Annotated in this window: 18 protein-coding genes and 1 pseudogene; 16 read left to right on the forward strand and 3 right to left on the reverse strand. The window is 36.7% G+C overall.

Annotated features, from left to right (window positions below):
- Positions 1-35 precede the first annotated feature (35 nt).
- Both NE473_RS17960 and NE473_RS17965 read right to left on the reverse strand, forming a co-directional pair.
- Positions 36-2,303, reverse strand: coding sequence for an AIPR family protein (locus NE473_RS17960; protein WP_243145805.1), 2,268 nt, complete (start codon positions 2,301-2,303; stop codon positions 36-38).
- A complete protein-coding gene (locus NE473_RS17965) occupies positions 2,260-3,474 on the reverse strand; it encodes an FRG domain-containing protein (RefSeq protein WP_256265352.1) in 1,215 nt (404 codons plus the stop codon). Before NE473_RS17965 ends, NE473_RS17960 begins: the two co-directional genes overlap by 44 nt.
- Before the next feature lie 144 nt (positions 3,475-3,618).
- On the opposite strand from NE473_RS17965, the gene NE473_RS17970 reads away from it, so the two are divergent.
- From NE473_RS17970 to NE473_RS17980, 3 genes are all read left to right on the forward strand, one after another.
- On the forward strand, positions 3,619-3,780 hold the full coding sequence (locus tag NE473_RS17970; RefSeq protein ID WP_196411672.1) for a hypothetical protein: 162 nt from the start codon (positions 3,619-3,621) through the stop codon (positions 3,778-3,780).
- 248 nt (positions 3,781-4,028) lie between these two features.
- Entirely contained in the window at positions 4,029-6,089 is a 2,061-nt protein-coding gene (locus NE473_RS17975; protein WP_243145806.1) for a M13 family metallopeptidase, read from the forward strand.
- 147 nt (positions 6,090-6,236) lie between these two features.
- Positions 6,237-6,740, forward strand: coding sequence for a QueT transporter family protein (locus NE473_RS17980; RefSeq protein ID WP_022031684.1), 504 nt, complete (start codon positions 6,237-6,239; stop codon positions 6,738-6,740).
- A 294-nt stretch (positions 6,741-7,034) separates the two neighbouring features.
- Here the strand turns inward: NE473_RS17980 and NE473_RS17985 are convergent, their stop codons facing one another.
- Complete coding sequence (locus NE473_RS17985; protein WP_155560857.1) at positions 7,035-7,388, reverse strand: helix-turn-helix domain-containing protein; 354 nt, start codon at positions 7,386-7,388, stop codon at positions 7,035-7,037.
- A 208-nt stretch (positions 7,389-7,596) separates the two neighbouring features.
- Here NE473_RS17985 and NE473_RS17990 point away from each other — a divergent pair, with 208 nt between their 5' ends.
- From NE473_RS17990 to NE473_RS18050, 13 genes and pseudogenes are all read left to right on the forward strand, one after another.
- Positions 7,597-9,027 (forward strand): sugar transferase, encoded by a 1,431-nt coding sequence (locus tag NE473_RS17990; RefSeq protein WP_118042800.1) that lies wholly within the window; start codon positions 7,597-7,599, stop codon positions 9,025-9,027.
- Between the two features lie 1,161 nt (positions 9,028-10,188).
- Positions 10,189-12,004, forward strand: a pseudogene (gene glmS, locus NE473_RS17995) (glutamine--fructose-6-phosphate transaminase (isomerizing)).
- A gap of 43 nt (positions 12,005-12,047) precedes the next feature.
- A complete protein-coding gene (locus NE473_RS18000; protein WP_138313475.1) occupies positions 12,048-12,254 on the forward strand; it encodes a GDP-mannose 4,6-dehydratase in 207 nt (68 codons plus the stop codon).
- A gap of 3 nt (positions 12,255-12,257) precedes the next feature.
- Positions 12,258-13,085 carry a glycosyltransferase gene (locus tag NE473_RS18005; RefSeq protein WP_138313474.1) on the forward strand — a complete coding sequence of 276 codons (828 nt, stop codon included), beginning with the start codon at positions 12,258-12,260 and terminating at the stop codon, positions 13,083-13,085.
- Between the two features lie 4 nt (positions 13,086-13,089).
- Positions 13,090-14,202, forward strand: a complete 1,113-nt coding sequence (locus NE473_RS18010) for a glycosyltransferase family 1 protein (RefSeq protein WP_155560871.1) — start codon at positions 13,090-13,092, stop codon at positions 14,200-14,202.
- A gap of 7 nt (positions 14,203-14,209) precedes the next feature.
- Complete coding sequence (locus tag NE473_RS18015) at positions 14,210-15,301, forward strand: EpsG family protein (RefSeq protein ID WP_138313472.1); 1,092 nt, start codon at positions 14,210-14,212, stop codon at positions 15,299-15,301.
- Positions 15,302-15,305: 4 nt separating this feature from the next.
- Positions 15,306-16,271, forward strand: a complete 966-nt coding sequence (locus tag NE473_RS18020; protein ID WP_155560870.1) for a glycosyltransferase — start codon at positions 15,306-15,308, stop codon at positions 16,269-16,271.
- The gene (locus NE473_RS18025; RefSeq protein WP_207709574.1) at positions 16,268-16,504 is read left to right on the forward strand and encodes an LbetaH domain-containing protein; all 237 of its coding nucleotides are present in this window, start codon (positions 16,268-16,270) and stop codon (positions 16,502-16,504) included. The genes NE473_RS18020 and NE473_RS18025 overlap by 4 nt, the downstream gene beginning before the upstream one ends.
- Positions 16,482-16,799 (forward strand): acyltransferase, encoded by a 318-nt coding sequence (locus NE473_RS18030; protein WP_243145808.1) that lies wholly within the window; start codon positions 16,482-16,484, stop codon positions 16,797-16,799. Before NE473_RS18025 ends, NE473_RS18030 begins: the two co-directional genes overlap by 23 nt.
- A 215-nt stretch (positions 16,800-17,014) precedes the next feature.
- Entirely contained in the window at positions 17,015-18,118 is a 1,104-nt protein-coding gene (locus tag NE473_RS18035) for a polysaccharide pyruvyl transferase family protein (protein WP_256265353.1), read from the forward strand.
- A 75-nt stretch (positions 18,119-18,193) separates the two neighbouring features.
- On the forward strand, positions 18,194-19,147 hold the full coding sequence (locus NE473_RS18040; RefSeq protein ID WP_117624307.1) for a glycosyltransferase family 2 protein: 954 nt from the start codon (positions 18,194-18,196) through the stop codon (positions 19,145-19,147).
- A complete protein-coding gene (locus NE473_RS18045; RefSeq protein ID WP_155560869.1) occupies positions 19,144-21,144 on the forward strand; it encodes a glycosyltransferase in 2,001 nt (666 codons plus the stop codon). Before NE473_RS18040 ends, NE473_RS18045 begins: the two co-directional genes overlap by 4 nt.
- On the forward strand, positions 21,144-22,253 hold the full coding sequence (locus NE473_RS18050; RefSeq protein WP_196411674.1) for a radical SAM family protein: 1,110 nt from the start codon (positions 21,144-21,146) through the stop codon (positions 22,251-22,253). Before NE473_RS18045 ends, NE473_RS18050 begins: the two co-directional genes overlap by 1 nt.
- Positions 22,254-22,255 lie beyond the last annotated feature (2 nt).

The raw sequence follows: 22,255 nt of genomic DNA on the forward strand, positions 1-22,255 counted from the left end.
CATTGCACTCTTTTATCATGGCATCTCTCAGACCGTTACCAGGAAAACAACGGTGTTTTCCCGTCAAGTGCCATCCAGCTGATGCTGTGCTTTTTTACATGGAGAAGGCTGCATAATAAGTCGATCTGATTATACTTTACAACACTGTTCGAGTGGGTCCCAACCCAATAGGTTTTTCCGTCACTGCCCGTCACTTCGACGCTTCTTCTCAAATAGCTGTAGCCCTCTTCCGCCCTTGTCCGGTCATCCGTGAACCAGTCCGTGCCGCTTATAAGAAGCTCTTCCTCATGGCCGGGATAGTTGTCGAGAACAAACTGAACCGTTTTTACCATGGCGTGGGCGGTGCTGTTGACCCGTTCGACCGGCCCGTTGTTCAATTTAATGAATTTGGCTTTGCCGTTGGGGGTTTTTTGTGCCGGGCTGTCTGTATCTGAAGATGGCTGCCGGTTACCGCCTGTCACTTCGCGGTAACTTACAAGGTCGATCTTTTCGTCGTCATCCAGGTTATCGTTTATGATCTGCGCAAAGCGGTTCGCGTCTGCCTCGTTCCGGGTCAGGATGTACAGTTCGTCTTTTTTAAATGTATTAGAGTCCAGAACCGGATAGTTGCCCGACTGCTGTGCTGCTTCGCCGCACAATTCCGCAAAAAGTTCCATTAAGTCCTTTAATTTATCCCGGATCAGCTCGAAACAATCTGTAAACTGGGAGAAATCGCTGCGGTATCCGTTAAAGAGCTGAACCATATATGTGGTAAAGTACCATTTTCCGTTTTGCAGAACAGCAGCTTTTAAGGGATTATCTGTGATGATTTTCTTTGCGTTTTTTCCGTAAAAATCAGCCACTCTCACTGCAAAATATACCGCGCCGTAATATTTTGCAAAAATGCCTGCTTCCTGTTCGTCCTCCGCTTCCAGCCATTCAGGCACGAAAATGGTTTTATCCTGAAAACTGTATTCGCCCCCGGTCTCATTTCTGGTACTCAGCAGAAAATTGGTACCCTTGCTGCGCGCGTCTCCCGGGTAACCGGCGCATGCTTTCCGGGCTCTCGCAAAATCGACGAGGTCGACCGTGCGTCTGGCGATGTTTCCTTCCCCGCGCTTAACCAGCCTGAAATACCGTTTCCCATTGATCTGTTCCCGCTCCAGAAATGCGGCCAGCTTTACCACAAACGGGGATGCAAAAGCAATATCTTCCGCTTTAATGGGTTTCTGCCGGTTTAAAGCCACGCTGATCTCGTTTACCTCCCGGGTTGAATCCGCTTCGGATTCGGCAGTCTGTGCAGAGTGCGAGATATGTATGATCCGAAGCAGTACCTTGGCATTTTTAGACTTCCGGATTCTCTCTTCAAGTTTTGCGGCTTCCTCTGCTTCACCATTTTTTTGGAGCTCTTTTAAATCGTATTCCATTTCATAAAGGCACTGGGCAGAGGCGGTAATGGTCTGGGCTCCGTTGATGACGGAGAAATGGAGCTCTCCGTATTCGGATATATGTTCCAGAAGGACCTCCTCCACGCGGTCCAGTTTAAAATCGGGCCGCTCTACCAGAATGGTAATGCCGTTATTCTTAAACCAGAATTCGTCAGGGCTGTTTCTCAGCGTCTCCTTGATAGCCCGGTCAACACCCAGCTGTTCGTTCAGACCGTACCGGACATTGCGCTTAAACAGCTTGTCCCCGATTCTGTTGTAGATCTCAACCAGCTGATACAGATGGACGGAGGTCACATAGCCGCGGTTAGACACCTCTGTCCTATCCTCGTTTTCCCAGTTGATATGGCATTTCATAGGAGGCATCTGAATAAACTCAAACCGGTTTACACTGGTCAGCTTAATGTCCTGTTCATGGTAGCTGTTGTCGAGAATATAGAGAAAATTTACGGTGCCTTTCCAGGGCTTCATCTCTTTCCTGATATTTTTCTTCATCGCCTTACCTTCCGCAGACAGAAAAAGTCTTTCCAGAAAAACCCGGCTTTTCATATTGTCCACGAGGCAGATGATATAGATATTTTTTTCCGCGGATTCCGGCAGCTTTGCCAGAATTCGGGCCTGCTCTTCCAGAGACTGCAGCAGGCCCCCGCTGTCCTCTGTAAACTTGAGAAAAAGAAAATTTTCACTGCTGTCAATGCCCATTTGGACGGAAGAGGTGACTTCCCATTTCTCCGCACGAACCAGGAGATTCAGCGCCTTATGAGCCTCCTCGCTGTCCCACCAGGTCTCGTCACAGTCGATATCACGGTTGCTTAAAATATTTCTGATATATTCCTTATAATTTTCGATTCTCCTGGCTCTCATCCGATTTTCGCTCATGATCATTTGTCCTTTCCATACTGATTAGCAGCTGGTCTCCTGAAAATTTATGGACGCCGTGCTGATTTAACTCTTTGGAAAATTCCAGAATTAACTGGTTATACCGGTTAACAATGGTATTCAGTTCATCTTCTGATAAGTATACTTTCTGGATGGCCTCTTTCAGATTCTGGGTAAAGTCCAGCAGGCCGATCCGGTAGCTGTTAATCATATTTTCCACGTAGACCAGAATTTCATCCGTATCCAAATCCTTCCGGTTATCTAAAATATAGTCAAAATAGTAATCCAGCTCCTTTTCCAGCATTCTGACGGCATACATCAGTTCATTGCTGCAGCAGAATTTCTCTGTGTTCAGTTTCCGGCTTTTATTGCTGATTTCATCTACCAGATTGACAATCTCCGGATAAATACTTCCGGTATGGATTCCGAAAAATTCCTTTAACTCTTTTCGGATCAGGGGGTTGGCTTCCTTCGGAATTCGGATGCCATACGTCATCCATGCCGGTAAATCGGCGGCATCGTTGCCCTGAAACAGTATGAAAGCGCCCTGCTGTGCCACGATCCGGTTATTCAGTTTTGTGTGGTCAATGAATTTGTGATTTTTCTCAAATATAATTTTATCCCGGTGCCACTCTCTGTCCCGGTTGATGATGGCATCGTAATTGGCATTGGTGTTCTCCGCGCTGGGGCTGAATATCTCGTCGATGAAAAATACGAATACCATTCCGTCCTCGTGATCCAGCGAATCAACGTCTTTGCGGTAGTACGGCGTGACTGCAAAATACAGGGCAGTCAGGCAGTTATAGGACACATCCAAAAGCCGGCTGGGAAACTCCCCGTGCTGGGCGTCAATCGCGTTGTCCAGATACCGTTTCTCACCCGTCAGCCGGTTTTGCCTCATGGCGTCAAAGAGGCTCTTTTCAAAAAAAGGATTGCCATCCATGACCCCTCTACGGAAGATGTTGGCGCGGCAGGAGGTCGTATAAATCTGAGGCTCTCCGCGGTATACATAACTGTAATTTTCGCCTTTTCGGGATTCGATATATTCCTTTATTTTGGAAATATAATCGGATACATTTTCAATAGGCTTTTCAGAGATTTCTTTGACTCGTTTATCTTTGGGAAGAACATAAGCGCTGTTTTCGTTCAATGGCTTTCCCTCTCTTTCCATAAAGATTCCCTGGCGCCCGGTTACTGTCTGCCGGATATGGGATTTGCTGTAGATATGCGTGCCGGGGAAATCATGATGATTTTATTATAGCTTATCCTGAAAGGACATTCAACGGAGAATCTGCGCAAGTTTTGTGCGGGCGGCATGAAAAAGATAAAAATAGCCATAGTAATAGTGTTGTTGTGGATGAGGGAGCGGGGAGCGCAGGAGTGGGAAATGAGATTCAGCCAGTTCCAGTCCTGCATAGAATCAGCCAGCAGTTTTGCTGATAAAGGTCTTGAATTAACTGAAGTAAATAAAGTATAATGTTCATGAGCATTGCCTCCTTTGTATAAGGTTGGTTTGGCGATTGACATTATACCAAAAAAGGGAGGTCAATGCTCTTTTTATTTGAATCTTCTATAAAATCAAGGTTTTTTATAAAAAATGAGGTAGTCTTTGACACTACCATCAGAAGAAAGAGGAATAGTATGAGAAAACGAGTGAAAGGTTGCCTTACAGTATTATGCCTGGCATCATTGATGTTATCCGGATGCAGAGGTCAAAGAGAACGAGTGTCTGAGATTAAGGAGGCGGAATCTTCTTCCATGGCAATGGCTGAGGATTCTGTTGCCGGACGTGACGGAGCACTGCAAAGTACAGAGAAGGGGCAGACTCCGGAAGATGAGCAGAATATAGAGGACGCAGTCAGAACGGCAGGAAAGGCAGAGACAGGCAGTGTTAGAGCGGAAGATGATTATTACAATTATGTAAACCAAAAATTTTTGGCAGGAAAACAAATCCCTGAGGATTCTGAAAGCTGGAGTTATTTTTATGAATTAGGACAGGAGTCTTATCATAATTTAAGTGAACTGCTTGATGAAGTTATCAATCAGCGCTCAAATTTAGCCGAGGGATCACCAGAACAGAAAATTGTCGACTTATATCAGACTGCAATGGATACGGAAGGAAGAAAAAAGGCCGGATTTGGTGCCTTACAGCCATATCTCGACAGTATCCGCGGCGCAGCTGATATTCAGGAATATATAGAAGCGGTGGGAGCGGTAAACAATGACCTGGGATTTTCCAGCCTGATTGCCCTGGCTTATTTTGAAGATATGAAAAATTCCCAAAATTACGGCTGTTATCTGGGCAGTGCGGATCTGGGACCTGGAAAAGAGACTCTGGAAGATAAAACACAGTCAGTTTTATTAGAAGCATATAGAAATTATATAAAAAATATCATGGAATCCACAGGCATCAGCCGGAAAAAAGCGGAAGAGACAGCCTCAGACATTTATAAATTCCAGACTGATTTAGCAGCCGCAACGCTCCCATTGTCTGACCAGAATGATCCGGAAAAAACTTATAATCCCCTGTCCCTGGAGGAACTCCGTACATTATACTCCAATATTGATATTGAAGCCTACTTAAAAGCGGCTGGGGCAGATGGTTTTCATTCCTGGGTGGTAAATGATCCCGGACAGGCTAAAAAAATTAACAGCTATTTGACAGAAGATCATCTTCCTCTGTTAAAGGAGTACTCCATTTTTTGTCTGATAAAAGATTTCAGTCCCTTTCTGACCCCGGAAATACGAGACAGTACGATCGCATGGAACAATACGCAAAAGGGCGTTCAAGGGAAAAAAACGGATAAAAAGCTGGCCGCTGAACTTGTCCAGAACACATTTGGATTTGAATTCGGCAGGCTTTATACAGAAAAGTATTTTTCGGAGGATGACAAGAAGGCTGTAGAAACGCTGGTTCACCAGATTTTGTCTGCCTATAAAGAACGGATCAATGGTCTGGAATGGATGGGAGAGACAACAAAAGAAAAAGCTATCCGGAAACTGGATCATATGACCCTTAAAATCGGCTATCCGGACAACTGGCCGGATTATTACGAAAATGCAGTGATTCTTCCAGAAGGCCGAGGCAGTCTGATTGACAATATGGTAACGGTATACCGTTCGCTCAGATCTTTTGAAAAAGAAGAAATAAAGAAGCCGGTAGACCGGGGGCAGTGGGGAATGACACCTCAGACTGTCAATGCGTATTACAACCCATTAAACAATGAAATCGTTTTTCCAGCGGCAATCCTTCAGCCTCCATTTTACGATCCGGAGGCCGGCCGTGCTGCAAATTTAGGCGGAATCGGTATGGTAATTGCCCATGAAATCAGCCATGCATTTGATTCCTCCGGCTCCTGTTACGATGAAAATGGAAATTATAATATGTGGTGGACAGAAGAAGATTTAAAGAAATTTCAGGAACTGACACTCCGAGTGACAGAGTACTACAATGACCAGGAGGCGGTAAAAGGACGTTACGTAAATGGGCAACAAACGTTAAACGAAAATATTGCCGATCTGGGGGCACTGGCCTGTGTGACCTCTATTGCAGGAGATGATACGGAAGCGCTGGATTCTCTTTTCAGGCAGTATGCCCGTATCTGGGCGTCTAAATATACGGAGGAAAGTATGATTCACAGGCTGAATACGGATGTTCATTCTCCGGCAAAGGTGAGAGTGAATGCAGTTTTGAGTTCTACGGAAGCATTTTATAAGGTTTACCCTGATTTAAAAGAAGGAGACGGCATGTATGTGGCGCCTGAGAAACGGGTGAAAATCTGGTAAGTTCTGAGGGTGGGATGGATCTTGCGTTTGCTCTGTTTTTATGCTATAGTAAGAACGCTGATTTGCCTTGTGACACAGGCAAAATAGCAAATATATGGTGTGTTCGAAACCTTCCACACCTAAAACAAAACTAAAGGAGAAATGAATATGTTACAAAAATCTTCAAGCAGAACCTATTTTATGGTTTATGCGGCGGCGATTGCTGCCATCTACACCGTACTTACGATGGTGTTTGCACCGATAAGTTTCGGTCCGGTTCAATTCCGAATATCGGAAGCGCTTTGTATCCTGCCATTTTTCACCCCGGCCGCAGTTCCAGGTCTGTTTATCGGCTGCCTGCTGTCTAATTTACTGTGCGGCGCCGCAGCACTGGACATCATTTTTGGAAGTCTGGCTACGCTGATTGGTGCGTTGGGTTCCTGGATGCTCCGCAAAAACAAGTGGGCAGTCTGCCTTCCTCCCATTCTGGCGAATACGATTGTGATTCCGTGGGTATTGCGTTTTGCGTATGGCTCGGAAGATATGATTCTGTATGCAATGATAACCGTAGGGATTGGTGAGATTCTGGCTATTGGTGTTCTGGGAAATCTATTAATGGGAATTCTTTATAAATACAGACAGATTATGTTTGGAAAGAAAAACCTTGCGTAATCACGATTGAAATACAGCCTGCTGGTGGAATGCCTTTGCCTGATAGACAGACAAAAGGGAAAGACGGAAACCAGCAGGCTGTTTTTTTGATTAGTTTCTTCTATATAATTGTATTATAATTAGTATTATAAGAGCAGTGCTGATGTAATTGAATCATATTTGAATAACTATTAAAAAATGGCCGCAAATATGTGAGAATTCTCAGTAAAAGCCAGGAAACGCAGTATTTTAAATCATAACTGTTGTTTCATTTATAAAAATATGACTGCGGTCATGACAAATGTTTTTGTTACTTTAGCGCTCATCACAAGCCTTCATAAATAATTTTAACAAATCCAAAGCATATCTTTTTTTCTTATGGCTGCAATTTCCCAGAATTTCGATAACTGCCTGTTGCTCTGTATCCAGGTCTGCGAATTCGGTATAATCCTCGTTATTTCCGTAGATTAAGTAATCCAGCGAAATATTGAGGCAGGCTGCAATGCTAAGCATTGTATCAATGGACATACCGCAGGTACCGCGTTCAATATCCTGACAGTATTTATAAGCACGGCCGATTTTTTCCGCAAGCTCTTCCTGGGTTAATCCCATAATCATCCGTCTGTTTCTGATTCTTTCCCCTGCAGCAATTCGATTATATCCCGCCAATTTATAAGCCTCACTTTCCAGAAATTACCGTATATAAAATTATTATATGGTTCATTAAGGTTGACAACACCTGTTTTGAGGGTATAATAATAGTAAGTTTTAAACGTATATCATGCACCTGTTTCTAACGCGAACAGATGATGAAGTGCCAAAAATCGACATTCTGTTGAGAATGGATTAGATGGTACTAAAAGGGTGAGGATAAAAAATGTATAAAAAAGCTAACCTGGGCTGGCTGAAACACTGGGATTTTATGATCCTGGATTTAATTTGTCTGCAAGTGGCATTTATAAGCGCTTATTTTATTCGACATGGGGTTCATTTGGCATATGAGAATAAGCTGTATCGTAATATGGCCTTTGTACTCTTCTTAATTCAAGTCTGCGTCACTTTCTTTGGCGAGAGCTTCAAAAATGTTTTGAAGAGAGGATATTACAAGGAGTTTACAGCTACGTTTAAGCACGTATGCCAGATTATTTTAATTGCAGTATTTTATTTATTTGCAACGCAGACCGGCGAGGGATATTCCAGAATTACGCTGGTTCTGACCGGTATTATATATGCGGTTATCAGTTACATAGCCAGAATTCTCTGGAAAAAATATTTAAAAACTAAAGGTGTTTTAGGCAAAGGGAACCGGTCGTTGTTAATTATAACATCAGAAGAAATGATGGATACAGTGATTGATACCATTCGTAACAACAATTATGAAGGCTTTCAAATTAAGGGAATTAGCCTTCTTGATGCGGACCGGGTAGGAGAGAGGATCAATGATGTGCCGGTAGTGGCTACTTTGGAGAATGTGGAAGAATATGTCTGCAGAGAATGGGTGGATGAGGTATTTCTTGATTTGCCCAAAGAGGTTCCGCTTCCAAGAGATCTGATCAATGATTTTATTGAGATGGGAATCACCATTCATTTAAAACTGATTGAGATGGCAAAGCTGGAAGGTGAAGTTCAGCGGGTAGAGCGGTTGGGAAGCTACACCGTTTTAACGAGCAGTATTAATATGGCTTCCTGGAAGCAGGCGCTTTATAAGCGAGCAATGGACATTGCCGGCGGCCTGATTGGATGTATCATTACTGGAATTTTGTATTTGATTGTGGCACCATGCATTTACATAAAATCACCGGGACCTGTCTTTTTTTCACAGATCAGGGTAGGTAAAAACGGTAAGAGATTCAAGCTTTATAAGTTCCGCAGCATGTATATGGATGCGGAGAAGCGCAAGAAAGAACTGATGGCACAGAATCGTGTGAAAGATGGAATGATGTTCAAGCTGGACCACGATCCCAGGATTATTGGTGGTGATAAAGGGATCGGAGGTTTTATCAGAAAGTATTCGATCGATGAGTTCCCTCAGTTCTGGAATGTGCTGAAAGGCGATATGAGCCTGGTCGGTACGAGACCGCCAACTATCGATGAATGGGATAAGTATGAACTGCACCACCGCGTAAGGCTGGCCATAAAGCCCGGAATAACCGGAATGTGGCAGGTGAGTGGGAGAAGTGATATTACGGACTTTGAAGAGGTTGTGAGGTTGGATAAGGAGTATATTACCAAGTGGAGTTTGGGGCTGGATGTGAAGATTGTGATGAGGACTGTGGGGGTGGTGTTTGGGAAGAGTGGGGCGATGTAGGTATATTATTAAGTTTTGTAATATGAACTACAAATAATAACAATTATTTGGAAATAGGAATTTTTAGCAGCTATCAGTAGTATCCCATTATCAGCCTAATTTTTTGAATTAAATAACATCAGAAAAATGATAGTGAAGAAATTACCTTGTATATTGAATGATACTTGTAGAAAGGTCTGCTCCTATAATACGAGTAGTTGCCTAATAATTAAATAGTCTCCCCCAAATATATATGACTATATTTTGCTATGAAAAACAGATGAAACAAATCAAGAAAAGACAAAATCATTACAGCCAAGTCATATAGTTGCCAATATAGGCTATGTCCACTTTTTTGTTATGGCTTACTACATATGTAAAGAGTTTAATGTGGGTACGATTTCTAAAAAATTGAGCAGATTAATACTAAAAATTTCAATCCCAAATTAATGATATTGAGAAATACCTGGCTAAAAAGAACAGGGCTAACCGCAACGTTGGGCATTAAAGCAATGTTTAACATTGCGGGTTTTGTTGTTATTATGCCATTAACCAATATCTATGCCACAAAATCAGTGAGGGAAAATAACCAGGATTATCATGGAAATGAGTTACTCACAAGTGAAAATATGATGTGTTTATCCTACGAAATTAGTGAAAATATCAATCCGTAGCATAGCCACAGCAATACACACTCTGACAGGTTTATCCAAAGTTAGTTTAGTGAGTGAGAAATCGACATTTTGGATCGACATAGAGTGAGGAGTGGTATGGTGTTGTAAGCCTCGGATGCAGGGGATGGAGATGAGGGGAAATGTGTGGAAAGCCTTGTAAATCAAGGGTTTGTGAGGGGTGTGGTTACAGTGATTGGACGATCGCAATGCGAATCGGTCTATACCCTATATGCTTTATTGTGAAGAAAAGCTCGATGAGGGCTGACAATAAAGTGGATTGGATAGAGATGGGATTGTAATACGTTAGTCAAAGTGATTAAGCAATAAAGTGGATTGAATAGAACGAGGTTTGTGAGACTGTGGTCTGAATGGTAGATGACCGCAGAAGTTGAGCCGGTAGGTTAGGCAGGCTACGGGAATAGATAAAAGAAAAGAGCAGTTTCCCTAAGGTATGGGAAATGAACTGAGGAAATAGATAAGTAGTTAGATAAAAGGAGAACAGTCAAATATGTGTGGAATCGTTGGATACGTTGGACATAAGCAAGCAGCTCCAATCTTGTTAGATGGATTGGCAAAACTGGATTGGCTGTTCGTGATGGAGATAAATTAACGGTTGTTGTTAAGTCGATTGGTAGACTCAAGAATTTGAGCGAGAAAATTGATGGTGGCAAAGCAATGCCTGGTATGTGTGGAATTGGTCACGCAAGATGGGCAACACACGGAGAGCCTAGTCAAAGCGCATCCACATGTAAGTGGAAACTGTACTGGAAGTGGATCTGGAACAGTTGAAAGTGATGTTGTTGGTGTACATAACGGTATCATTAAGAACTACCAGGAACTTAAAGAAAAGTTATTAAAACACGGTTATAACTTCTACAGTCAAACGGATACTGAGGTTGCGGTAAAGCTTGTTGATTACTATTACAAGAAATATAAGCTTGTACCTATAGATACTATTGAAAAAACTTTGGTCAGTATCTGTGGAGCATATGCTCTGGAATTGATGTTTAAAGACTATCCGGATGAGATTTAGGTAGCGAGAAAAGATTCACCAATGATTATCGGAATTAAGGATAATGAAACATTTGCAGCTTCGGATGTACCCGCAATTTTTAAATATACAAGAAATGTTGTCTATATCGGCAATCTTGAATTTGCAAGATTAAAGGCTGGAGAGGCAACTTTCTACAACTTGAATGGTGATGAAATTCAGAAAGAAAAAGTTGAAATTACAAGGGCTGCTGAGAAGGGTGGATATGATCACTTCATGATGAAGGAAATCCACGAGCAACTAAAGCAGTACAAGATACTTTGAATAGCATTGTAAGGGATGGAAAGATTCAACTTGTCATAGATAAAGAGACTATTAGCGGAATAGATAACATCTCGATCGTTGCCTGTGGATCTGCATGGCACGCTGGTGTTGCTTCTCAATATGTCATTGAGGATTTGTCAGATATTCCTGTAAGAGTTGAACTAGCTAGTGAGTTTAAATATAGAAATCCAAAGCTTTCGAAGTCTACATTAGTGTTTGTCATTTCTCAAAGTGGTGATACAGCTGATACTTTAGCAGCATTGAGACTGACTAAGGAAAAAGGAGTAAAGACACTGGCCATTATTAATGTGGTTGTTTCTTCTATTGCGAGAAAAGCTGATTATGTTTTCTATACAGTGACAGGACTTGAGATTGCGGTTGCAACTACTAAGGCATTCTCTGCTCAACTTATTGCTGGTTATTGTCTGGCTACTGAATTTGGAAGAGTTAAAGGTTTAGTTGATGAAACGAATAAATACTACATAGAAGAGCTTGAAACAATTCCTGCCAAGATTGAAAGCATCCTCAAAGAAAAAGAACGTATTCAGTGGTTTGCTTCAAAGATAGCAAATAAAAAGGACATTTTCTTTATTGGTCATGGAATTGACTATGCAGTGTCTCTTGAAGGCTCTCTGAAATTGAAAGAGATTAGCTATATACATTCAGAAGCCTATGCAGCTGGGGAATTGAAGCACAGTATGATTTCACTGATTGATAAGGGCACTCTTGTAATAGGAGTACTTACACAGTATGCACTCTTTGAGAAGTCAATCAGTAATATGGTGGTATGCAAATCCAGAGGTGCTTACTTTTGGGACTTACTAATTACGGAAAATACTCAACTGAGGAACAGTGTGATTTCACAGTTTATGTTCCAAAGGTTGATGAACATTTTGCAGCAAGCTTATCAGTAATTCCTCTTTAACTACTTGGTTATTATGTATCTGTAGCGAAGGGACTTGATGTTAATAAGCCTAGAAAACTTGAAAAATCAGTAACTGTTGAATGAGGAAACTGAAATGAATGCAATGGAAAGATGAGAGGAAAGAGTAATGGCAAAAAAATTATTAACAAGTACCGGTGTAGAGATTAATTATAAATATGGTGAAAATAGACCAGAAGATTTGCCGGAGTCTTATGCAAACGCTGATAAGGTATATGAGAAATTAGGGTGGAAAGCGGAACAGTCATTAGAAGATATGTGTAGAGATACATGGAATTGGCAGCGCAAAAATTCTAAGGGGTATAAAGGAGCGTAAAGTATGGGATATCCGAATTATAGTGTGTTGATGTCCGTATATTGTAAAGAAAAAGCTCAGTACTTGGAATATGCTATTCAGTCTATGTTAGATCAAACCATTTCTCCTAATGAGTTTATTCTTATCAAGGATGGGCCACTTACAAAAGAATTAGATTTGGTTATTGAAAGATTTGTTAGTGCAAATCCGGGATTATTTAACATTATTGTGAACGAAAATAACATAGGATTAGGACCTGCACTAGCAAAAGGGGTCATAGCATCGTCTAATGAATTAATTGCAAGAATGGACTCGGATGATTTCGTTGTGGAAAACAGAGTTGAACAGCAATTAAAAATCTTTGAAAGTGATAGCAGTCTAGGTGTGGTGGGTTCTTTTGAATCGGAATTTATTGACAATATTGATAATGTCGTAAGTGTTCATCGTGTACCAGAGAAAGACGATGAAATAAAAAAATTTATGAGAAGAAGATGTGCGGTTCTTCATCCAACTGTAATTTTTAAAAAATCTGATGTTCTAGCAAGTGGTAATTATCATGATGTTCGTTTATATGAAGATTACGATTTGTTTGCAAGAATGATTTTTGAGCACGACGTTAAGTGCTACAACATACAAGATAGTCTATATTATATAAGAACGAGCGAGGATTTCTTTGAAAGAAGAGGTGGATATAGTTATGCAAAGACTGCACTAAAATTTAAGTGGACACAGTTCAGAAAAGGACATATGTCTTTTGCAGATTTCTTTATCAGCGGAATAGGTCAATTTGTTGTCTCATGTTTGCCAAATAAGGTTAGAAAAATATTTTACATGAAAGTTCTTAGAGGGTGATTAAATGATAAAGGTATTACATATTGTTCCCAATATGCATGTTGCGGGACTTGAAACATTGATAATGAACTTGTACCGCAACATAGACCGCTCCCAAATACAATTTGATTTTTTGGTGCATTATAGTGAAGAATTTTTCTATGACAAAGAAATTGTTTCATTAGGTGGCAATATATACAGGCTGACTTTTAGAGAGGACGGGGATTTTAAAAAATATCTAAAAGACCTTAAGTCTTTTTTTGAACAGCATAATGATTATAATATTGTTCATAGTCATATGGCTAGTACTTCATTGTTTACACTTTGTGAAGCGAAGAAGAATGGTGTAAAAGTGAGAATTGTTCATAGCCATAACACAAGTACAGAAAAAACTTTTAAAGGATTTATAAAAAATATTTTACTTAAGAATAGTTTACATTATGCTAATTATTTTTTTGCGTGCGGCGAAGAAGCTGGAAAATTTTTGTTTGGTGAAAAAAAGTTTTTTATAATTCACAATGCGGTAGATATAAGAAGGTTTACAGATGCAGCTACGATAAAAGATACGGAGTTATTAAAGACACTAAAAAATAAATTTGTTTTGGGACATATTGGAAGATTTAATACTCAGAAAAATCATCGTTTCCTAATAGATTTATTTGAAGCGTATTCTAAGGAAGACGATTCTGCTCACCTTTTGCTTGTCGGAGAGGGTGAATTGTTTGATGAAATCATTCAAATAATTAAAAATAAAGGGTTGGAAGAAAAAATATCTGTTCTTGGCGTAAGAGATGATATTCCAAGCATCTTTAAATTATTAGATGTTTTTTTGTTGCCATCTCTTTTCGAAGGACTTCCGGTTGTGGGTATAGAAGCACAAGCAGCAGGCATTCCCGTTATTTTTTCGGATAAAATTACAAAAGAAGTTGGAGTTACTTCGCTAGTTAGTTATGTGCCTATTACAAACGGGGTAATTTGTTGGATTGATGAAATTAAAAAGATAAAACAACAAGCTTTGAAAAGCCAAAATGGAGAAAGAATTCAAGAATTAATAAATTCGGGGTATGAAATTAAGGCTGAATCAAATAGGTTATTGGAGTTATACAAGCGCATAATAGATGAAGTAAAACAGGGATGATAAAAATATGTTAGTTTATACAATAGGTTTAATTTTAACAGTTATTCTTTTGAAACTGGTTAAAAAGAAAAAATACAAACAGAAAAACTCAAAAAAAATTAGAATTGCCTCGATTCGATTTAATATACCTTATCTGGATTTGAGAAAACTCATTCCTATGATTCCATTAACTCTCATTGCTGGTGTACGATATATGGTAGGTGCTGATTATTGGTCTACCTATGTTCAAATTTTTAAAAAAGTTTTGTATGGTAATGCGGATGAGGCGTGGGGGGATTTCGGATATACATTATTGAATAAGTTTGCAATTTTGTTTTCGAATGATTATGCGAGTATTTTCATTATTACATCTATAATATTTTGCTTTTTTGTATTTTTTGCTATTTATGACAACTCACAAAATATAACAATGAGTGGGTATTTATTTGTTTGCTCAGGATATTATTTTTGTTTTTTAAATGGCGTAAGACAAATGATTGCAGTTGCTATTATTTTGTATAGCATAAAGTATTTAGTTACTAAAGATCCTAAAATATATTTTATACTAATTGCTTTGGCTTCTCTGTTTCACATGACCGCATTAATTTTTATTCCGGTTTATTTCTTTATTAATTTTAGGTTTACTAATATTCAAAAAACAATAATAGTCGTCACTTCATTTTTGTTGGCCAAACCAATATCAAGCCTTTTCACTAAATTGGTATTGTTAACAAAATATAGTTGGTATATTACAGGTTCTTATTCATCAGCAAGACAAGGATTCGTTGGGACCGTTATGGCAGTTGCAATACTGGTTTTTGCTTGCATTTATGATGACAAAAAGAAGGACACCAACGTTTATATAAATTTACATTTAGTTTTTACTTGCCTAAATGCTTTTATTGGAGTTTTACCGCTAGCAGTTAGAATTGCCTGGTATTTCGGATTTCCATCAATAATACTTATTCCTAACATTGTATCGAGAATTACTACGAAAAATAAAACAAGGATGATTATTTCTTTGGCTATCTATGTTTTATATTTTATATATTTTTATTATACGGTTGGGTTAAATAATAGTAACCTAGTCTTGCCGTATAGGTCGATTTTTGAGAGGTGATAGAATGAATGAATTATTATCAATTATTGTACCAGTGTATAATGTCGAGATGTATTTGAAGCGCTGTGTGGACAGTATTCTTAAACAAGATTATGACAATATGGAGATTATTCTTGTAGATGATGGTTCAACAGACTCCAGTGGTGTAATCTGCGATCAATATGCATCTAATTATAAGAATGTGAAAGTAATTCATAAAAAAAACGGGGGACTTTCAGATGCTAGAAACTTTGGATTAGATAATTGTAGGGGTCAATATATATCATTTATAGATAGTGATGATTGGATAGAATATGGCATGTATCATCATATGATTAGCCAAATGCTGTCTGATGATAGTGATATATCAATATGTAGAAGAAATCGTGTAAATGAAAATAACCAATCCAGACTCGAAGCTTGTAGGCGATATCCATCAAAAAGTATACTTACAAAGGAAGAAGGCCTGTCATGTCTAATGACTTATACAGGTTATGATATGTCTGTTTGTGATAAAGTTTTAAAAAAAGAAATTATTAATAATATAAGATTTCCTTTTGAAAAAACTTGCGAGGATTCATTTACTACATATAAATTTTTTAGTAATGCTAAAAGGATAAGCTATATTAATAAACCATACTACAATTATTTTTATAGAGAAAATAGCATCACTCGTAGCTCAAAAGTTAATAAAGCAGTAATAGAGGCATCTCTAGAACAAATGGTTTATATATCAAACAATTATCCTACAGTAAAAGTTGAGAGCGAAGTAAATTATGTTGTTTCAGTAATAAGTGTTTTTAATGAATTTATAAAAAGAAATTTAGATTGGCCAGAAAAAAAGTTATATTCAAAAGAATGTAAATTATATTTTAAATCAATTATTTCTTGTCAATATATTGCATCATTAAAACGATTTCAATGTATTGCATTTTTAATAAGCCCTCAGATATATAGATTGATTTTTAAGAAAGTTGGAGGAAAGGCATGAGTTTCTTAAAAAATATTATTAAGAAATTTATTTTTAGAGAAAAAGCATCCTCTGATACATATATTGAATATTTAAGAAAGATAGGATGTATTATTGGAGAAAATACAACAATATATTCTCCTAGAAAAGGCTTTATAGATGATACAAGACCATTTCTAATTGAAATTGGTAATAATGTAAAAATAACAGAAGGTGTTACCATATTAACACATGGATATGATTGGTCAGTATAAAACGGTGTCTATGGTGATATTCTTGGTTTCGGCTGGTAAAGTAAAAATAGGAAATAATTGTTTTATTGGTATGAAGACAACTATTCTAAAAGGTGTTCAAATTGGCGAGAACTGCATCATTGGGGCTAATTCTTTAGTGAACAAAGATATCCCATCAAATTGTGTAGCAGGAGGGGGACCAGCTCAAATAATATGTGATTTAGAAACATATTACACAAAAAGATTAGACTCGCAAATATCAGAAGCAGCAGAGGTTGCTAGATTTTTGGCTATTCGAGGAATTGAATTCAGATAGTCGTTTTGATTGTGAAACCTTTAATAAAATGATGAAGATTAATGGCAACTATACTAAGACATTTAATAAGTATTTAGATACTAAAAGGCCTTTTGAAAATTATGAAGATTTTCTTTTGTATTGCTTTAAAAAAATAAATCGCCAAAACTGAATTCTAAAGAAAATAATTTTATATAAGAATGTTTTGGCATCTATATAAAAAGGAAATGGATGATATGAAAATAGAAATACTTTCAATGCAACAAATTAATAATATGGGATCATTGTTGCAAGCTTATGGTTTGATGAAAAGATTAAAAGGAGGACATAATTCTGTACACTTTCTTGATATAAAAAAATACGATGATGACTATGCACTTCTTGAAAATTATCAAATCAATTTTAATAAGGAGTATGAAAATGATAAGAAGTATTATCGCTATTTTAGATATCCAATATCTATGATCTATCAAAAAATGAAAGTAAAACAGCAGAATAAGATATTTGAAAAATTTAGAAATAATTATTTCTATAGAGCAGATGAAGATAAAATATATGATCTTTGTGTAATAGGAAGCGATGAAGTATTTAATTGTCAGAATGCTGGATTTTGGGGGTTTTCCTCTCAATTATTTGGTAACGTAGCTAATGCTAAAAATGTGATTACTTATGCTGCCTGTTGTGGGGCAACAACCTACGAAACGTTGCCAAGAAAGGTAAAAAATAGAATAACAGACTCATTAAACAAGATATCGAATTTTTCGGTTAGAGATCAAAATACATTTGAATTTGTACGAAAGATGTCATCGAAAGACATTCAAATTAATTTAGACCCCGTTCTAATAAGTAATTTCGATGCTGAAATAAATAAAGCAAAAAAGAAATATAATAAAAATAACTATTGTGTTGTATATTCATACAAAAACAGAATTAATTCAAAAAATGAAATTAATGCAATCAAAAGGTTTTGTCATGAAAATAATCTAAAACTTGTTGCTATTGGTGCACCACAATTTTGGATTAAGGATTATGTGGTTTGTGATCCGTTTGAATGCCTAAAGATAATAAAGAATTCTAGTTTTGTTATAACAGATACTTTCCACGGAACTATTTTTTCTGCTAAATATGCCAATAGATTTGCTGTAATTGTTAGAGATAGTAATCGAAATAAATTAATGGATTTGATTGACAGGCTATCAATAAATGAACATTTGCTAAATAGTATAAATGACATTTCAAGTGTTTACTCGAAGCAAAAAGATTCGGTTTATTTGAAAAAAATAATAAAGGAACAAGAAACAAACACATATACTTATCTTAAGAATTCTGGATGTTATTAATAGCCTTGATGTACTTTAAATAAAAAAAACTCAGAATACTACTCTTGAGTAATATTCTTGAAAGAGGGAAAGTTAATGTCATATTCTCAACATCAACTGATATCAATTATTGTTCCAATATATAATGTTGAAGACTATCTCAAACGCTGTATTGATAGTATTTTAGGACAAACATATAAAAATCTTGAAGTTATTTTGGTGGATGATGGTTCTCCAGATAAATGCGGAAAAATATGCGAGGAATATAAATTAATCGATTCCAGAATTAAAGTGATTCATAAAAAAAATGGAGGATTATCTTCAGCAAGGAACAATGGTTTAGATATTGCAACTGGAGATTTTATAGGATTTGTAGATAGCGATGACTACATTGAACGGAATATGTATGAGAGTTTAATTGAGGCTCTTAATAATAACAATGCTGATATAGCAACTTGTGGAATTATTCGTGAGGATACAAATACACAACATAAAATAAATATAAGAACACCAAACACAGAAAAAGTATACTTGGACATCGATGCCATTAGAGAAATATTGCTATCTAGAGAAATAGGAATCAGTGTGTGGAGTAAACTATATAAAAGAGAAATATTTAGTACACTTAGATTTCCTGTTGGAGAAAATAACGAAGACGCTGCCATAGTGCTGGAATGCATATCTGGACGTGTTGTCGTGCATACTGGTATTTGCACTTACCATTATATAGTAAGAAATAATAGTATCACTAAAAAGTACAGTATTGCTAACACCTTTAATTTTTGGAAACACAGTCAATCGATAGTTAATGAAATTAATGATAATTTTTCGTTATTGCAGACAGAGGCTAGATATTATTCTGTATTCGGATTATTTGGGATGATGATTGACTATAAAAGTCAAAGCAAAATTTCTGATCCAAATTATGAAGTATACTATAAAGTGTTTTTAGAAAACTATGAATTTTTAAAAGATCATAGTTCTTTTAAGACGAAAATGAAAATAACGATATTGCGATATTGTCCTTGGATATTAAGGTGGATAAGATGAAAAAAGTAAGCATAATAATTCCAGTTTACAACGTCGAACAGTATCTAGAACGATGCTTAGAGACAGTTGTAAATCAAAGCTATAAAGGTTTAGAAATAATCCTAGTCGATGATGGATCAACGGACAGCTCTGGGAAAATTTGTGATAAATATAAAGAGTTAGATGAAAGAATAGTTTGCATACATAAAGAAAATGGAGGCCTTTCATCTGCAAGAAATGCGGGAGTTAATATTGCTACCGGAGAGTATTTTGTATTTGTTGATAGCGATGACTGGGTATCTATCAGAATGGTAGAGACCTTAACTAAAGCTTTGCAGAAAAACAATAGCGATATAGTTTGCTGTGAATTTTATAATGTTAGCGACAGTACATTGGCGGTCAGTGATTTCAGCAGCAACGAAAGAAAGCTAACCAAAGAAGAAGCAATTTTAGAATTGATTAATTGGAAGATTAGAGATTACGCATGGAACAAAATATATAACAGTGCTTTGTTTGATGGGGTAAGGTTTCCTGTTGGTAGAAACTATGAAGATATGGCCACAACATATAAGCTTTTTGATAAAGCCAACAGCGTATACGTTATACCAGATTGCCTTTATTATTATTACTTTAGAGAGAATAGTATTGCCAATATCAGTAATTTTGATAAGTTACTAAAAAATAAATATGATGCGCTTATATCATATTATGAGAGAGTATTTTACTTTCGTGATAAAAATTCTCGTGCTTTTGAACTGTGTTGTAAAAAATATATCGAACGTGCTTTTTCCTTTTTGAATTTTTACTATGGAGACTATAGGCAAAAGAACCATACAGATTGGGAATTAGAAACCACAAAGGGAATAAAAGAAATATACGCACTTACTCCAAATTTAGATTTAGGCAGAGGTCTTAAATTAAAGGTTAAACTACTTAATACAACGAGTTTATACAAATGTTCAGAAAAATTATATTGTCAAACTAAAAAAATGATTCCCTCGTATCTTAAGCAGAAAATATCTGCGTTAAAGTGTGTTAAATCTATTCCAGAGGTAACATCTAGCAATACAAAAAATGTATGGTTAATAGGTACTCCTGCACACGATAATCTAGGAGACCATGCTATTACTTATGCGACGTTTGTAATATGTAAAAAACAAGCTATCAATTGCATTGAAATTGAAGAAGAGCAATTTTTGAATGGCATTAAAGAATACCGTAAAATCATTAACAAAGATGATTTGATTTTGATTCAAGGTGGTGGAAACTGGGGAAATGCATATCGTTATATAAATAATGTGCATGATTTTTGTTTGAAATATTTTAAAGAAAACAAAATTATTATCATGCCGCAAACTATTTATTTCACGAAAGATGAAACTGGTATTAAGTCATTAAATAGATCAAAAGTTTTATTAAGTAAATGCAAAGATGTTACATTTTTCACACGAGATAGAGAATCTTTTGAATTTGCAAGTAAAGAATACTTATCAGATTCGTGCAAAATAAAGTATTGTCCAGATATTGTATTGTCACTTGATATTAGTGAAAAAAATAATAGAGAAGATTGTTGCTTAGTGTGTCTTAGAAACGATAAAGAAGGAAAAATTAGTGGTAAAGACAAGACGCATATTTTAACTGAAGCTGAAAAATTATTTACTAGGGTTATCGCAATTGATACTTGCACCGGGATAAGAGTAAACGCAAAGGAAAGAATGCCAGCACTACTTAACGTTTGGAATAAATTCAGTAACTCAAAGTTAGTTATTACAGATAGACTGCACGGCGTAATTTTTTCTTATATTACCAATACTCCTTGTGTAGCTTTAGCAAATTTTAACCATAAAGTAAAATCTACAAGCACAATGCTATCAAAATACGGCAACGTTGAGTATTTAGAAGATTTTTCTAAAATAGATGAGGCTATTAATCAAGTACTCAATATCAATGATAAAAGTTATAAACCTTTTAATTATAATGACATAGAAGACTTATTGGAAAAATGGAGAAACAATTAATGGAACCAATAAAGAGATTTTTTGAGTGTTTATTACCAGTGACAGCATGCAATTTTAAATGCAGTTACTGTTATATTATTCAAAGAGATCATAGGTACAACAAAATACCCAAATTAAAGTACTCAGCTGAACATATAGGAAAAGCTCTTTCAAAAGAGAGACTAGGAGGGGCTTGTTATTTTTCAATATGTGGTGCAGGGGAAACACTTCTTGGTGATCAAATAGTTGAGTTAGCATATGAGTTATTGAAGGAAGGCCATTATGTTAATATCACTACTAATGGAACTATAACAAAGGCGTTTGATAGAATTTGTTCTTTTCCAGAAGGGTATTTATCTAGAATGCATTTTGCCTTTTCATTTCATTATACTGAGTTAAAAAAGCTAAATAAATTAGCGGAATTTTTTAGTAATGTCAAAAAGGTTAAAATACATGGATGTTCTTTCCTAGTACAATTAAATCTAACAGATACTTACGAACCTTATTTAAACGAAATAAAAGATATCTGTAACAAGGAACTTGGAGCTTTACCACAGTTGGTTGCAACTAGAAAAGAAATAAATCTTAATAATAAAATCGAATTTTTGACAGAGCATAGCGAACAGGAATACATTGAGCAAGGAAGTTCTTTTAATTCACCTTTGTTTGATTTTACAGTTAAAAATTTTAATGAAAAAAGAAAAGAGTTTTGCTACGCAGGTGATTGGTCTGGAGTCTTAAATTTGGAAACAGGCTTATTAAGAAAATGCTATAGCGATAATGGGGGACAATTAATTTTTGATGATATATCTGCTCCAATAAATTTTGAAGCAATTGGATGCTGTGGTAGTTTATTTTGCATGAACTCAAGCCATTTCTTGTCACTAGGAGTTATACCTGATTTATACACTGAAGTAACTTATGCGGGATTACGAAACAGACCGGAACATAATTGGTATACTGAAGACATGAATGAGATATTAAGTTCAAAATTAAGTCTTTCAAATAATGAGTATTCGAAAATAAAGAAGGCATGTATTTATTACACTACCTTGTTAAAAAGAGCTTTTACGGGTGGAATTACAAAAATTAAAAACGGTTTAAAAACGGTTTTAAGAATCAAGAAATAGAT

Source organism: Hungatella sp. SL.1.14, assembly GCF_024460495.1.
Lineage (GTDB): Bacteria > Bacillota > Clostridia > Lachnospirales > Lachnospiraceae > Hungatella > Hungatella hathewayi.